This is a genomic window from Legionella yabuuchiae, assembly GCF_900640115.1.
GTDB lineage: Bacteria > Pseudomonadota > Gammaproteobacteria > Legionellales > Legionellaceae > Legionella_A > Legionella_A yabuuchiae.
The window spans coordinates 1-14,218 of the sequence record NZ_CAAAIW010000039.1 but is presented as its reverse complement, the minus strand read 5'-3'; the positions used below and the strand labels follow the sequence as shown (position 1 = coordinate 14,218).

Here is a 14,218-nt window from a genome sequence, read left to right as displayed (position 1 = left end):
CATTTTTTATTCTCTTTCATTATCCAAATAAAAGAGTAGAAAATGGTTGGCCACTCCGCCAATCAAAAATAATTTACAGAACTAATGATGCACTAACCATCAAACTATAATCGGGTACATTTTTTTTCGTAAAACAATCCATATCGAAAATCCAAGCATGCTATTTAGCTTATTTAAACGACGGACTGCTCGTGTTAACAGCCTTCATAAGCAGTCAATTGAGTCGCTTGGTGATAATTTTAAGATTTCGGCTTTGGAAAAAAATAAGATTATCCAATGCATTGAAGATGATCGAAAACCATTTTTTATCGGCGTTCAATTTCACCCTGAGTTTTTAATTTATAAAAAAGGCTGCTTAAGGTTATTCCAGGCACTTATACGCGCTTCAAAATCATAGGCCAGTCAATACTTTTAACCAATGTCACGCTAATTCCATTTGATCATATATATTCAACTTCATAAAAAATAGCCTATTGTATTTTTTCATCTTGGTGGTGTTTTGTTAATTTTGATGTACAATATTAGTACCAATAGTTAGTTGAAAGGCGCATGAAATGCCTAAAAATGAATCACAAATGCAAGTTGCTGCAGAAAATACGCCCATGGGATACGCATCTAATCCAGACAGCGCACGAGCGCATTCACATGTGGATCAAAACGAATGGTTACGTCGAAGTGCAGCGGTAATAAATGAATTTTTGCAGCACTTACCGGGCGTTACAGCCAAAGATACAAATGCGTTGCATCAAGAGGCATTTCAAAATTTTTCTGACGCATACTATTTTCTTGCAAAACAGCGCCATCAAATTGCAGCCGATCTAGGGCATGGCGCGCAATTTAAGAGAACCGATGACTATGGAACTCTTAGGTCAGAGCATTATGAATGCAGAGAGACGTTTTATGAAGCTGATGTTAAGCAAGCCTGTATCAGCATGAAGGATAGCGTCTATACCCATATGAAGGGTTTAATTAAAAACATAGAGGAAGAAAATGAATCAGGTGGTCAACATGATTATCTGGTTGAAAATGATGATTACTCTTGTCAAAAAATGCAAATGCTAACAGAAGAGCAAAAAGTATTTACTTTATATGAAATTATCATTAAGTCGCCTCATAAAACCCAAGCGATCGATGGGGAAAATCACTCCACTCGGTTATCAAATTTATATTTATGTGAATATGTTAATCCAGTTGATGCAGCACTTGATCCTGAATTTAATCGAATACGTTTGATATACACCAGTATAAATACACATGATTTAAAAGGTGACTTTAACCTCGCCAATCGTTATTTTACTGAACTTTTGAATATTACTAAAGCCGTGGATAAAAAATCATACAAATTTTTTCGTCATGCTACTGATTTTTTGGGAATTACTGAAACCGAGGATAAAAAGCTAGGCACATTTCTTGTTCATGCAGGTAGATTATCTCATTTATTGGCGCATCTTTTGCCGGTAAAGTTAGGTAATGCTGGGATAATGGAATGGATGATTAGAGGTCTGGCTTTTAAAAAAGGTATTTATTTAGGTCCATTTAGTTATGCGGATGGGATTAGCTGGGACTTTAAGGCTTTACTCACACCCAATAGGGAAGAATATGCCAATTGGTACGCAGAACATGCTTTTGCATACACAAGGCATCTAACGCAAGAGGAAATAGATAAAGGCTTTTCTTATGATGACTCACCATCAAAAAAAGAAGCGGCTGCTGTATCACCCACCCAAACAGCGGGCACGTTTTTCTCTATGCAACCAGGTGTACCTGAACAACCTGCAGAGCCAGAGTCTAAGCCTGATTTAAGTAAATGATTGTGCTTAATTTAAAATAACCATCCAGCTAATTTCCCACGGCTTTACCCGTGGGAAATTAGCGTATTTACAGAGAATGCGCAGTTACCAACCTAAATTATGCAAAAAAGATGTCTAGTGAGTACGGAATTTATTCTAATGAACGGCTTTTTTAGTATCGCAGGCGCAAAAAGCGATAGCAGAAATCCATAGCGGTTAAATAATGATAATAAAGCGAGCGGTAAGATGATTAAAGTAGGCAAGAGCCATTAGCACATATCTGATTAAGAAAGCGGGGTTTACACACAAGACAGCAAGGACCGGTACTGTGACGTTGATTCAACGATTTGGTAGTGCCTTGAACCTGAATATCCATTTTCATATGTTATTTCTGGACGGCGTTTATGAGGCTGACGATGAAGGAAACATGGGTCAGTTTCACGGAATTCAATCGCCCACCAGTCATGAAATGAATTTACTGTTACACCGAATCAGTAGTCGTATAGCGAGGCTTCTTGAGCGTGCAGGATATTTGGAACGAGAGCAAGAAGAGGGTGGTCTGCTATTGGATGGATTTGAAGAGGATACGATGAATCACTTACAGGGCAGCTCGATTACTTATCGCATTGCGATGGGTTCGCGTCAAGATCTGAAGGTGTTGACGTTAAAGACGTTGCCGCCAAGGGATGAGTTGGCCGAGTCAACCGGCCAGGCTCTGGCAAAATTAGGCGGATTTTCCCTGCATGCTGGAGTCAGTGCAAAAGCCAATCAGCGGGACAAGGTTGAGCGATTATGCCGGTATATTGCAAGGCCTGCGGTCTCCACCCATCGACTGGAGGTTTTGTCTGATGGCAAGGTTTGTTATGAATTGAAGACGCCCTATAAAAATGGAACCACCCATGTGGTATTTGAGCCGCTGGATTTTATAGCAAGATTAGCAGCTTTGGTACCAAAACCGCGAGTACATTTAACTCGTTTTCATGGTGTATTTGCGCCGAACAGCAAACATCGAGCAGCTGTAACCGGCGAGGCGAAAATAAATAAAAAGCATCCTTCACCCGAAAAATCAAATGATGCTGAAGAGCGGCGAACAAAAATGAACTGGGCAATGCGGCTGAAACGCGTATTCAATATTGATATTACGGTATGCAGGGATTGCCAGGGCTCGGTACGAATCATTGCCTGCATTGAAGAGCAAGTGGTGATTAACAAAATTCTGGCACACATGGAGCAGAAGAACCAATCGCAAACACCTGCTAATATTTCATCAGGTATTCGAGCGCCCCCAACTGTTCTAAATAGCCAACCAGCTTGTCACTACAATTGAAAAAAAGGAAAAACCAAAAAGCATGGTATAACCTTGCGGCTTGTTGTCGTCTTTGATTTATAGATGAGCTTAAATAGAACAGAAAAACTACGAATTTTAGAAGTTTTACAAATGTTTTTCATGAAAATGGGTGGATGGCTGAGAATCCGCCCCGGATTTTTGTAAATATTTAAAACATGTTATTTTTGAAAAATGGCAAAAAGGTGGTTTAAAATACTTATACCCAACAAGTACTGTTTGGTAATCAAGGTGAAACACTCTCGATTACCCATGACAGCATAGACCGCGCCTCATTCATGCCGGGTGTGATCCTGGCCTGCCAAGGCGTGCAGAAAATTAATTCACTATATTACGGGCTTGAACACTTGCTTGAGTCGATTTGACGTGATGCTAGTACGTTGACCGCCTATTTTTGTCCCATTGAAAGCCCTCTCTCTAACTCTCTCCCGCGAGCGGGGGAGAGGAGCAAGGTAGACAAAATTAGGCGGTCAACGTACTAGTCTGAAGCACCTTTAATCACTTCTTCGGTGTATTTGTATTTTATTGCTGAAATCTCTGACTCGATCGCCAAATCGACGTTATAGATTGCATCATTAACTGCTTCAGCAAATTTGGTACATGCCTTGATTTTATCAGCCGACCAATCAGAATAAGCCGAGTCAATAGAAACCTCTATTACCTGATGGTTGCCATTCATCTTAACCTTGATAAAACCATCAGCTGATGCTCCATCGAAAAGTACCTCTTCCATTGCCTTCAATCGCGCAACAATCTCTGCCTCCATTTGCAATCCTTTGGTTCGAATAAGTTTTAGTGTCCGAGCACCTAGTGCTTTTAATACCTTTTCATCTAGTGAAAAATCTTGATTAGATTGCATTTTTTACTCTCCTTGAAATAAATAGGGTTCAAATTTATGCGCCAGTCACAAAATTATGGCGAGCTTATTCCTGTTGTGGGCTCTTCCCTGGAGGTAGACAAACCCAAGCTGTCTAGTACTTTAGGGATATCTGACGTAACCAATGATTTCACCTTGCCATTATTACTTACGCCACGTGCAAAATTGTCAAAAGCTGCACCGGCAATAACGTCATGAACCTTTTGTATTTCTTCGCTTTTTTGTTTGGCAGGCTCCTCCCTGGCATTAATGACTTTAATAATTGTTCCCAAAGCAAAAATAGACGCTGAATAGCAGTTGGAACGAAATAGATCGCAATGCTCACTCTCACAAATAGCGTGATTTGTTTCGGCGATAACTTTTTTTATTTCAGCACCTGTCATCACAACGGCATCAGGGTTGGCGGGTTTTTTGTCCGTTACGCGGCGCAAGGCAATTGATGAATGAAAGAATGGTGATTTTTCAACAAATTCAATAAAACCACGTTTGCGCGCAAAACCAATTTCAAATTGGGCGTCATCTTTTATTTCCGTTAAGGCAGTACTAAGCATTTTATCAGGTTGGACAATAACCGTTGGCGTCTTGTCACTTCCTGTGCAAGGCACTACTTCAAAATCACTGCCCTTAAATAAGTGATAGTATTTTTCATTATCCAAAATTGTGCCTAGCTTTTTTATGAATAAAGAACTAGGCGTTAACTTCATGCTTTTTTTTGCAACCAACTTGTCATCGCGAGCATAGCCAGGACTTTGCCTGCCAAAAATAAGCCATTCTTTCTCTTCTGCTACAACGCGGGGTCTTTTTTGCCATTCTATACCAGGATGGGTGGGCTTTAATTGAGCTTCAAGCTCTTTATACTTGCGCACCTCGTTTAACAGGTATGCACTACCTGCCCCTAAAGAACCTCTTAAGACTGCAGTTTTAAACATTCTAGCACTATACATGATTAATCTGCTCCTGCGGGGTAATAAATTACCATTTCGAATATCTGGTAACCTAAAGTATAGGGTATTAATCATGTTGTGCAATATTTTATATTGTTGGCGTTGTTTGTGCTGTTTTTTCGCTATTAAAAAGTCATAAGCTGTAATCGACTTGTAAATTCGAATTAAAAAATAGCAGACAAAGTGGTTTAATTCAGGTATTATCGCTTAATTTTGAATCAGTATGGAGTAAATTTATGTTGAAGGCAGCCAAGCTTTCGTTTTTTTTCAGTTCACTAAGAAACAAAGTAAATCTCGTGCGCTCTGTTAATGTCGCGCGCGACATGATGCGTTCACTGGAACAATGGCCAGATGCAGGTCGCTACGAGTTAATGTTTGCTACTAAACGAGGGCTGCCCATTCCCTATTTCCCTATTTGCCACTCAGCTATTGCACTTCGCAACCCACATGATGGAACGTTTGCAATTTATGGACGCCAAAGCCCCTTCGATTTCTCGCAATGGTATCGGGATGGCCTTGTGTTTCGAACTAAAAAGGACAATGAAAAAAACTACTTAAATAAAAGCTTCAGTTTTACTGCCTACCCTACTGGGGTTTTGTTTAACAAAGAGGAAATTAACAATTTTTTGAATTCAGCAGATAAGCTGATTAATGAAAAGCAGTTATGTAACATGATTAATTCCAATTGTTATTCCTATTCTGCCATGGCAATGACTTTATCCATCAATGAATTGCTCTCTAAACCAGACGTTGCTTCAAGTGATATAAGCTCTATTCTAAATGTCATGATGGACCACCCTTTGAGTGATAATTTATCTATTGGTGTCTTGAATAACTCCGTGGTAGTTGACACCTTGTTATCGGTATTGTCATCCATTTCAAAACGCCTCGATTCACTTGAGGTCAAATCAGATGACGACAAGGATTTACTTGAAAAAACGACGGCATTGATAACGCAACTAAGCCCCGACCTCAGCAAAAATACCAGCTCGCTATTTAAATAACTCGGTGGGCATGCAGTTAATTAGGTCGCGAATAGGGTGAACCTAATTAAAGCCAACAGACGCGCCTGACTGGTTAATCTTGTTTGCAGACTTGAAAAATACCTATCTCTTTTGTAAGCTGTTTTTTACGGCATAGTAAAAAGGATAACATGGCATGGCTGCAACAAAATCAGGCGATATTACCGGGTATTCAGATGCTGGGATCAGCGAGGCAGTTAAAAACGCGCTCGAACAAGCAGGCGAGCCAACTCGATTTGAAGTAATTAAAACGCGCTACTCTCACGAGGGCGAAGGTAATTGCCAATATCAAGTCACATTGGCCACGTTTGTCGAATAAAGATTGTAGTATATACCCAATCAACTTCAAAATACTAAGTTTTTAGCAACTGGAAGTTGTCGTTAATTCTGCCATCCAGTGCATTTTCAATGCTTGGCAAAATGTCATCAAAAAAGCTATTAATTGCCTCTTTAAAATCCTTTGCTCCTTTGAAACATCGGTTGTTTCTTACTTTTTCGTTCATGACCTTCCATAGCCGTTCTATTGGGTTGAGATTGGGTCTATTACTAACGCTATAACCAAGAATGAATGGTGTAAATTGAATGATGACAATCGTTATAGCGTGAGGTATTTGGATCATTATGGAATTTCTCAACGTTGGATAGTCGTATTTTCTAACAAAGCAAGACAACGCGCTACAGAGACGGTGACTAAGGCCGTGAAAAAAGAGCGAGACAAAATAGAAGCGCAATTATGGCATCTATCGAATAAACCGTTTGACTGCCCACATGATGCACAACAAGCCGCTATCGATTTGGTTAATAAGTGTCGTTATCATGTGAGTTCAGAACAATCGGTAACCAAAAAAACATCGACATGAAGGTCTGGGACGTCCTAAGAAAGGAGCAACGCCCAGCCAAGTTGAGTACTTTGTGCAGGCTAGTGTGGTTGAAAATACGGAGGTTATCGCCGCTCGTTTGGATGAAAAATCTTGCTATGTGCTGGGAACAAATATCGATGAATCAGCACTTGAGCCAGTGGAAATTATTAATGCCTACAAACAACAAAACGCGAGCATTGAGAACATGGGTTTTCGGTTTTTAAAAGACCCTCTCTTTTTTGTAAGCTCACTTTTTCTTAAGAAACCAAGCCGTATCATGGGTTTGTTGATGGTCATGACGCTGGCCTTGCTTGTTTATTCCATTGCCCAACGCCGGTTAAGGCAAGCCCTTGCAGCACACAACGAAACATTGCCCAATCAAATCAATCAGCCAACAAAAACCCCTACCATGCGCTGGATATTTCAACTTATGGATGGTATCCATTTTGTCACTTTAAACATTAATGGGGTTGTACAAAAAATTGTTCAGGGATGGTCTGATATTAAACAAAAAATCATTCGCCTAATGGGAAATACAACTATGCAGATTTACGGCCTTGATGATAATGTGAATTTGCAGATAGGGGGTAGCTCAATGTGAGTTCTGTTGGGGTGAGCTTTGAAGATCGACAGGATCTGTTAGGACATCGTTCCGGTCGGATTACAACGCATTATTCATCAGCTGAGTTGCAGAATCTTTATGAAGCTGTGAGTAAGGTTTGCGAAAAGCAAAAAAGTGGGGTGGTGCTCACTTTGCTTCGCACGCCAAACTTAAGAAAAGAAAAAGATAAAACACAAAGAGATAAAGTGATTATCTTGTGACTTTGTGTTGATTGTGCCCCACAAAATCCCCACACAGGATTTTTGGGGTTTGGCAAAATCAATCGTAACTTATTGATATTCATGGTGGCCAGAGGCAGAATCGAACTGCCGACACGAGGATTTTCAGTCCTCTGCTCTACCGACTGAGCTATCTGGCCCCAAGAGGCTGCTATTAAACTCCGATAATGATTTTGAGTCAAGGGGAGGCATTAAATTTTTTTGAAATTAATTTTGCAAATTAAATCCAGATGGTTTTTCGGAGCCTTCGCCAAAGAAAAACTTCTCCATCTCTTCTCTTAAAAACGACCTGGCCTGTGGATCAACCATGCTTAAACGGTATTCATTGATCAACATGGTTTGATGATCAAGCCACATACCCCAGGCTTGCTTCGAAATATGGTTAAATATCCGTTCGCCAAGTGGGCCAGGAAAAGGAGGGGAGTCCATTTGATCTGCTTCTCGGTTTAATTTTACGCAAAAAATCTGCTTAGCCATCGAAAATGCCTTAAATTTATTCAAATGCTTGTATTATGAGGTATTGAAAGGATAAGGGCAAATTTAACAACAATTAAAGAGTATGAATGCCCGCGACACTGCTTCCGCGGGCTTATCCTAATCTATTTATTAAACATCCGAACGCTCTTCCGGCACTTCGGCAACTGGTGTTATAACCTCTGGTTCAGTGTTATCTGTGTTACTTAATGCTTCCGTTAGAGTTATAAATTTATAACCTTGATCTTTATACATTTGAATGATGTCACCCATGACATGGCTGTTTAATAAATTGGCATGTATCAACAAGATTTGTTTGACTGGTTTACCATTCGCTTTTTTCTCAGCTCTTAAAGTTTGACGCCAAATGTAATTGAGATATTGGTTTTTAATTCGATTGACATGTTTGTCTCTATTGCGCCAATGAATGGCTAATAAAGCGGCATTAAACTTAAAGTCTTTACTGTCAATGGTGACTGGGGCCACGATATATTGATTTTCAGTTAAAAAATTCAATACCGCCTCTTTCGTTTCACCTTTTCCTTCAGCAAGATAAGGATAGCGGAAATACTTAGGCCCAGTCATTAACGGGGCTAAGACTTGATCTGCTTTTGCAATATCATTGATGTATCTCTCTGCAGACGAGCGATTCAGGTTGATATGGGAATAAGTATGATTACCTATGGTGAGTCCTGCATTTTTGAATTCTTCGAGCAATTCCCACTGATCCTTTTCAATTGTTCCAGCCACCACGAAACCTGTAGCGGGTACATTATGTTCTTTTAAGCTCTGCAATATACTTAAAAAACGTTCGCGTTCTCGATTCAAGTTTCCTGGCTTATTATGGGTTGTGCCGACAAATGGTAAATCGTCAATGGTAATGGCAATCTCTCGCACTTGGGCAATAGAGGTGGTAGAAAATACAGAAAGCGCTAATAGAATAAAGCCATATCTTCTTAACATAAGTGATCCCTCTCAGCATTTTTTTGTTATTTAATTAAAGATTAGACAGTAATGTATAAAATGCCTAATTTTTTAATCATTTAACATTAGGGACGGTTGACAATTCATTCTGCGAAAGGGAAAGGTTGATGTTTTCGCTGAAATTCTTCTACGCACTGTGGCTGTGACCGCGACCTCTGTACGGTACGACGTTTTCAAAAATTATACCGTACAGAGGATCGCAACATCCAAGCTATGGACTTGAGTTAATATGGATGTTAGGATTAAAAATGCCTGGGGATAAATTTTAATTGTTATGTTGTTGTTTTTGACTAGAGCAACACTACAACGGTTCTGATGGTAGCATAGATGCTGTGCTTAAGAAAAACCCGTAGGGAATCTAACTAAAATTTAAGTAAATCAGTGTCATTTGTAGCGGTTAAACTGATTGTTAATTAAACCAACTACAACTGACATAGCTTCAAATCTTGGTCTACACTAAACATTGTAATAAAGAATTATATCAAGGAGGATTCTATGAAAGACCCAAAGAATGTTCATTCTTGTTTATGGGCCTATAAGTATGAACTATTAGGGCTAATTTTACTGGTGATTGCTACCCTATTAACTATTTTCACATTCAATAGTGTTGGTATTGCAGCGATGTTTTTAGTCGGTTTGGTGCTTTGTGGTCACCGTTGCCTATGCAATAAGTGTTGCAAGGTATGTCATCCTGATGTGTGTGAGGATGAGTCTGTTGAGGAAGATAAGAAATCATCAGCAACTAAGGCTAAAAAATCTTAAAAACATTCATAAAGGCCTTGTGTTTAGAATGGATTGCACAAGGCCATTGCCCATCAGGCACCATCTAAGGCTTACCCACTATTTTTCTTGGCTATATACCCCCAAAATGCGGCTGTTAATTCTTTAAGATTACTTTGGCCAAGCGTTGAGAAAAAGTGAAGAAAAACCAGGTCTATTGTGAGCTTTTGAGAAAAAAAGAAAGATTTAGGGGCATAAGGGAGATAGCAGGTTGCGAATTTTTATTGCTTTTTTACTGTTCTTTGCCAATCTTTCCACGGCTCAATCCGATCTTCTAAGCCCATCAGCAAAAAGACTTCCAAATGAGTCTTTTCAACAAGCGCTGAATCGAATTTACCATTTACGTAGCCATAATACGCCTCTGAACCTCCGAGTTCCAGTAGAAGAAATTGATTATACTTCCGTACCGAAGGTGGCTTCGTATGAAGAATTAATGGAATTATTCTATTTAATTCGAGATAGTCGGTTTTTATACAGCGAATATGGTACAAACTTTTTGCGCCGGATCAGTTGGCTCTATCCAGATGATGGGTGTTTTTTAAGAGCAGCATTAGGGGGGTATAAAGCTGAAAAAGATAGTCTGGTACGTCCTGGAAAATTATTTGCTTTCGGTAAACTATACGCACAAACTCAAAATTCTCCCGAAGGATATGTGCGTTGGTGGTTTCATGTAGCCTTAATCGTGGATTTGTGGGGAAGTTATTATATTCTGGATCCCGCACTCTATCCTTACAATCCAATGAATCTAGAAGATTGGCTTACCGCGATAAATGGTAAAAATTCTAAACTGACTGGTGTGATTTGTTATCCTTATACATACAGCATCAATGATAACTGTTTCGAGAGAATAACGTTTTATGAAGGAATACTAGAGGAACGCGCTAGTGAATATCTTGATCTGGAATATGATCGAGTGATTGAACTGGGGATGATTCCAGAAGCAGTATTAGGGGGAAGTCCACCTTGGATGAATAGATCGCAAGCGAATTAATCTTTTGCTAAACTGTAAGTCATCCTTGTTAACAAGAAGAATCTATATGAAAACTTTATTAAGTTGCTTATTATTTTTTATCATAACCCCTGCCGAGGCTGTAAATACCTTGAATATCACAGTTGATCCAGCGAAGCCAACGTTTCAAGTTAAATTACCTGCCAATCCTACGACGGGGTTTCAGTGGTCGATTAAAGACTATGATAAAAAACGATTTGAAATGGTCGATGGCCAATTTACAGCTCCTCAAACAAAGCTAATTGGGGCAGGGGGAACTATGGTGTATACCTTTAAACTACAACCTGGGAAAACCTATCCTGAAAAAACAAAAATGTTATTTAAGTATGCGCGTTCTTGGGAACCCGAAAGCGCCACCTATACACGAGTGCTGATAAAGTTCAATCCAGCCAATAAAGCAAAAAATTAAGTAGAATTTTTTACTCGCTTAAATGGCAAATAACGAGGCTCCCAGAACATCTCATGAATAAGAGCCTCAATATCTTTATCTTGATTGATTTGTGCTAATCCCGATTCGATTGCGGTCCGGGCTACCGCAACGGCAATATGCTTAGCAACCACTTGAGCCTTATCCAGTGAGGGTAATAGAGGAAGAAAACTATCTTTTTTGCTAGGCGAAAGCTCGTTTAAAGCCTGAGCTGCCGCCCAGATCATACTCTTTGAAAGCCTAGAGGCGCGAACTGCTAAAATTCCAAGACCAATTCCGGGAAAGACCAAGGCGTTATTGCACTGAGCAATTTGAACCAAACGATTTTCATATTCAATGGCAGGAAACGCGGTGCCTGTTGCAATCAATGCCTTTCCATTGCTCCAAGCTAAAATATTCTCAGGTTGAGCTTCGCAACGATCATCAGGATTGGATAATGGGAAGATAATGGGTCGTTCAATATGCTCACACATGATTTCAATGATGCTTTGGGAAAATGCCCCAGGCTGAGCCGAACAACCAATTAAAACCGTTGGCTGTACGTGCCTTACGGTATCGGTTAAAGAAATTTGTTTTTTATCCCGGATGTCCCAATCGCTGACATCTTCTAGCGTACGGGCAAAAGGCTCTTGGGGTGTTGTTAAATCAGGATCATCTTTTAATAGTAATCCTTGTCTATCAATAAGCCAAAATCGTTGATGCGCTTCTTCCCGAGTTAAACCGCATCGCACCATGGAGTCAACGATTTGTTCACTAATTCCAGTTCCCGCAGATCCTGCTCCAAAGACCACGATTCGTTGATTTTCTAACGTAACGCCTGTGATGTCACAACCGGCCAAAAGCGCAGAAAGGGTTACAGCGCCGGTGCCTTGAATGTCATCGTTAAAGGTACAAAGCTCATCCTGAAATTGATCAAGAATTCTTCTTGCGTTTCCTCGACCTAAATCTTCCCAATGTAAAAAGGCATTAGGAAAATGTTTAATCACACTGTTAACAAATTTCTTTACAAACGTATCGTACCTGCTGCCGCTAATCCGAGGGTGGCGGGTTCCAAGATACATTGGATCATTGAGAAGTTCTTGATTGTTGGTCCCAACATCAAGAAAAATAGGCAATACTCTTGTGGGATCGATACCTCCGCATAAACTGTAGACCATCAATTTGGCTACTGGAATATCCATCCCGCCAACGCCTTGATCGCCTATTCCAAGCACACCTTCTCCATCAGTTACGACAATTAAGTCAATCTCAGGATTTGACCGGTTTTCAAGAATTTCATCGATGAGGTTTTCATCGGAATGAGCGATGTATAATCCTCGCGGTTGTCGATACTCACGACTAAATGATTTAACGGCAGTTCCAACAATTGGTGTGTAAATAACGGGTAACATTTCACCTAAATGTTGACTTAATAATTTATAAAATAAAATCTGATTTTTATCATGAAGATTGTTTAAATAAATGTGCTGCTGCATTCTTGAGCTGTAGCTTGAAAATTGCAAATAAGCACGTTTGATTTGTTCATCCAGCGTTTCTACGCGATTAGGAAGCTTTCCAAGTAATCCAAATTCTCGTCGTTCTTCACGCGTGAATGCAGTGCCTTTGTTTAGTTGGGGTGTTGTCAGTAACTGTTTTCCACTAATGGACGTTTCAATGTACCATTCGCCCGTTTGTTTGTCGTGACAGGTTTTAAAATCTAGCATGATGGTTGGAATACATTAAGAGCTTAAGCATTCAGTATAAACTAAAGAAGGCTTTATACCCAAGCTAACGCTGACAAGATTGTCTTTAAAACATCATCTATACCCGTAATCGTTCAAAATGCTAGTTTTTGGGCGATTCGATTTTTTTGGCAGAGCTGCTTTTAAAGATGAGTAATCGGCCTATGCGGTTGAATTGTTATACGATATTACAAAGACATCCCCATGGATCTACCTGGCGGACTTAGGTTCTCGCGCAGCGAAGTGAGTTCGGCTGATCTTACTTCATCAAGGTGGCGGACTGCCGCCAAATCAACCGACGCAAGCAACGCAGCCCACCTTGCCCCTTGCGCCAACGGTCCGCCCATCACTCCGAACGAGACCCGGATTAATGCAAACTTAAAACCTAGTCCAGAAGTAGAAGCGAACGCCATGGGAAACCAAGAATCGTTTTTTTTACCTGTCACCAAATTATAAAAAGTCAACGACCTCGGTAATGAATCCTCTTTGAACGATGGGGGCTTGCCGTCGACCAAAAATGAGCGGTCTTTGCGGCAGTATTCTTGTGCGACATGCGCAGGAACCTCACGCTGGGCTTTACCCAAAGCCATCCAGGCAGCATCTAGATCATGCCAATTATTAGCTTGATACCATTCATTAAAATTATTCACATAGTGCTCTAGAAAATTATTCACATAGTGCTCTAGTGCTGTGATGAGCGGCGTTAAATCAAAATGTTTGGAATGCTCGATAGTTAAGCCATGCTGCTGGTAGGTTAGACCTTCTTCTTCCATCTGTTCTACTCGAGCTAAGAGCTGGGTTTTGGTCTCCTCATCCATATGACCTTCCAACATCCGGCACATATGGGTGTCTTTGGCCCAGTAGGCATATTCAAACGCCGTGCAATGAAAGGTTCGGCCGGAGTAATCGGTAAACTTGCCAGGGGTTCTGAGAATGCTCTGTTTGTCGGATGATGCTTGCAACATGGCATCCGCTTCTTCTTGGTTGCCTTTCGCCACATCCTCCAAGAATTGCCTGTTTTGAAAGGCAGGTAATGCACGACACGTCTCCTGGATTTCTTTGGGGAGACGTTCCCATTGGACGTCGCTCAGTTTATCCAGCAGCGCTTCTGGTTCAATATCAACCGTCATTACGGGTTCATTTTT

15 protein-coding genes, 1 tRNA gene and 4 pseudogenes are annotated in these 14,218 nt (G+C 40.4%); 12 read left to right on the top strand and 8 right to left on the bottom strand.

The features are described from left to right. Positions 1-106 precede the first annotated feature (106 nt). From E1O47_RS12725 to E1O47_RS11390, 4 genes and pseudogenes are all read left to right on the top strand, one after another. Positions 107-397, top strand: a complete 291-nt coding sequence (locus tag E1O47_RS12725; protein WP_133131386.1) for a gamma-glutamyl-gamma-aminobutyrate hydrolase family protein — start codon at positions 107-109, stop codon at positions 395-397. 157 nt (positions 398-554) lie between these two features. Then, complete coding sequence (locus tag E1O47_RS11400) at positions 555-1,811, top strand: hypothetical protein (protein ID WP_133131385.1); 1,257 nt, start codon at positions 555-557, stop codon at positions 1,809-1,811. Positions 1,812-2,118: 307 nt separating this feature from the next. Beyond that, positions 2,119-3,117, top strand: coding sequence for a transposase (locus tag E1O47_RS11395; protein WP_165475114.1), 999 nt, complete (start codon positions 2,119-2,121; stop codon positions 3,115-3,117). A gap of 224 nt (positions 3,118-3,341) precedes the next feature. Further along, a pseudogene (locus E1O47_RS11390) lies at positions 3,342-3,500 on the top strand (dihydrodipicolinate reductase C-terminal domain-containing protein); the annotation flags it as partial. A 113-nt stretch (positions 3,501-3,613) separates the two neighbouring features. Here the strand turns inward: E1O47_RS11390 and E1O47_RS11385 are convergent. Together E1O47_RS11385 and E1O47_RS11380 are read right to left on the bottom strand one after the other, a co-directional pair. Further along, the gene (locus tag E1O47_RS11385; RefSeq protein WP_133131383.1) at positions 3,614-3,994 is read right to left on the bottom strand and encodes a YbaB/EbfC family nucleoid-associated protein; all 381 of its coding nucleotides are present in this window, start codon (positions 3,992-3,994) and stop codon (positions 3,614-3,616) included. Between the two features lie 53 nt (positions 3,995-4,047). After that, on the bottom strand, positions 4,048-4,956 hold the full coding sequence (locus tag E1O47_RS11380; RefSeq protein ID WP_133131382.1) for a hypothetical protein: 909 nt from the start codon (positions 4,954-4,956) through the stop codon (positions 4,048-4,050). A gap of 236 nt (positions 4,957-5,192) precedes the next feature. Between E1O47_RS11380 and E1O47_RS11375 the strand changes: the two genes are divergently transcribed. Next, entirely contained in the window at positions 5,193-5,960 is a 768-nt protein-coding gene (locus E1O47_RS11375; protein ID WP_133131381.1) for a hypothetical protein, read from the top strand. A gap of 154 nt (positions 5,961-6,114) precedes the next feature. Next, positions 6,115-6,297: a dodecin domain-containing protein gene (locus E1O47_RS11370; RefSeq protein WP_133131380.1), complete on the top strand. Its 183-nt coding sequence runs from the start codon at positions 6,115-6,117 to the stop codon at positions 6,295-6,297. Positions 6,298-6,331: 34 nt separating this feature from the next. Here E1O47_RS11370 and E1O47_RS11365 read toward each other — a convergent pair. Next, a pseudogene (locus E1O47_RS11365) lies at positions 6,332-6,541 on the bottom strand (IS630 family transposase); the annotation flags it as partial. A gap of 15 nt (positions 6,542-6,556) precedes the next feature. Here E1O47_RS11365 and E1O47_RS11360 point away from each other — a divergent pair. The 3 genes and pseudogenes from E1O47_RS11360 to E1O47_RS11350 all read left to right on the top strand — a co-directional run. After that, a complete protein-coding gene (locus E1O47_RS11360; RefSeq protein WP_165475113.1) occupies positions 6,557-6,838 on the top strand; it encodes a hypothetical protein in 282 nt (93 codons plus the stop codon). Positions 6,839-6,890: 52 nt separating this feature from the next. Then, the gene (locus tag E1O47_RS11355) at positions 6,891-7,439 is read left to right on the top strand and encodes an IS1634 family transposase (protein ID WP_423202763.1); all 549 of its coding nucleotides are present in this window, start codon (positions 6,891-6,893) and stop codon (positions 7,437-7,439) included. A gap of 2 nt (positions 7,440-7,441) precedes the next feature. Next, positions 7,442-7,660: pseudogene (locus E1O47_RS11350) on the top strand (site-specific integrase); the annotation flags it as partial. An 82-nt stretch (positions 7,661-7,742) separates the two neighbouring features. Here the strand turns inward: E1O47_RS11350 and E1O47_RS11345 are convergent. From E1O47_RS11345 to E1O47_RS11335, 3 genes are all read right to left on the bottom strand, one after another. Then, positions 7,743-7,818: transfer RNA gene (locus E1O47_RS11345), tRNA-Phe, on the bottom strand. Positions 7,819-7,885: 67 nt separating this feature from the next. Beyond that, the gene (locus E1O47_RS11340; RefSeq protein ID WP_133131377.1) at positions 7,886-8,155 is read right to left on the bottom strand and encodes an oxidative damage protection protein; all 270 of its coding nucleotides are present in this window, start codon (positions 8,153-8,155) and stop codon (positions 7,886-7,888) included. Between the two features lie 129 nt (positions 8,156-8,284). Then, a complete protein-coding gene (locus E1O47_RS11335; protein WP_133131376.1) occupies positions 8,285-9,115 on the bottom strand; it encodes a polysaccharide deacetylase family protein in 831 nt (276 codons plus the stop codon). Between the two features lie 516 nt (positions 9,116-9,631). Between E1O47_RS11335 and E1O47_RS11330 the strand changes: the two genes are divergently transcribed. The 3 genes from E1O47_RS11330 (at position 9,632) to E1O47_RS11320 (ending at position 11,334) form a co-directional block, all read left to right on the top strand. After that, on the top strand, positions 9,632-9,898 hold the full coding sequence (locus E1O47_RS11330) for a hypothetical protein (protein ID WP_133131375.1): 267 nt from the start codon (positions 9,632-9,634) through the stop codon (positions 9,896-9,898). Between the two features lie 229 nt (positions 9,899-10,127). Further along, positions 10,128-10,907: a protein-glutamine glutaminase family protein gene (locus E1O47_RS11325; RefSeq protein ID WP_133131374.1), complete on the top strand. Its 780-nt coding sequence runs from the start codon at positions 10,128-10,130 to the stop codon at positions 10,905-10,907. Positions 10,908-10,953: 46 nt separating this feature from the next. Beyond that, positions 10,954-11,334 (top strand): protease inhibitor I42 family protein, encoded by a 381-nt coding sequence (locus tag E1O47_RS11320; RefSeq protein WP_133131373.1) that lies wholly within the window; start codon positions 10,954-10,956, stop codon positions 11,332-11,334. Here the strand turns inward: E1O47_RS11320 and E1O47_RS11315 are convergent. Next, positions 11,331-13,055 (bottom strand): NAD-dependent malic enzyme, encoded by a 1,725-nt coding sequence (locus E1O47_RS11315; protein ID WP_133131372.1) that lies wholly within the window; start codon positions 13,053-13,055, stop codon positions 11,331-11,333. The genes E1O47_RS11320 and E1O47_RS11315 overlap by 4 nt on opposite strands. 206 nt (positions 13,056-13,261) lie before the next feature. Next, positions 13,262-14,218 (bottom strand): annotated as a pseudogene (locus E1O47_RS11310) (hypothetical protein); the annotation flags it as partial.

What these genes read in the sequence shown, in the direction of transcription:
- E1O47_RS11400 (WP_133131385.1), top strand. Translation starts at nt 555, where the DNA reads ATGCCTAAAAATGAATCACAAATGCAAGTTGCTGCAGAAAATACGCCC.
- E1O47_RS11385 (WP_133131383.1), bottom strand. Translation starts at nt 3,994, where the DNA reads ATGCAATCTAATCAAGATTTTTCACTAGATGAAAAGGTATTAAAAGCA.
- E1O47_RS11380 (WP_133131382.1), bottom strand. Translation starts at nt 4,956, where the DNA reads ATGTATAGTGCTAGAATGTTTAAAACTGCAGTCTTAAGAGGTTCTTTA.
- E1O47_RS11375 (WP_133131381.1), top strand. Translation starts at nt 5,193, where the DNA reads ATGTTGAAGGCAGCCAAGCTTTCGTTTTTTTTCAGTTCACTAAGAAAC.
- E1O47_RS11370 (WP_133131380.1), top strand. Translation starts at nt 6,115, where the DNA reads ATGGCTGCAACAAAATCAGGCGATATTACCGGGTATTCAGATGCTGGG.
- E1O47_RS11340 (WP_133131377.1), bottom strand. Translation starts at nt 8,155, where the DNA reads ATGGCTAAGCAGATTTTTTGCGTAAAATTAAACCGAGAAGCAGATCAA.
- E1O47_RS11335 (WP_133131376.1), bottom strand. Translation starts at nt 9,115, where the DNA reads ATGTTAAGAAGATATGGCTTTATTCTATTAGCGCTTTCTGTATTTTCT.
- E1O47_RS11330 (WP_133131375.1), top strand. Translation starts at nt 9,632, where the DNA reads ATGAAAGACCCAAAGAATGTTCATTCTTGTTTATGGGCCTATAAGTAT.
- E1O47_RS11320 (WP_133131373.1), top strand. Translation starts at nt 10,954, where the DNA reads ATGAAAACTTTATTAAGTTGCTTATTATTTTTTATCATAACCCCTGCC.
- E1O47_RS11315 (WP_133131372.1), bottom strand. Translation starts at nt 13,055, where the DNA reads ATGCTAGATTTTAAAACCTGTCACGACAAACAAACGGGCGAATGGTAC.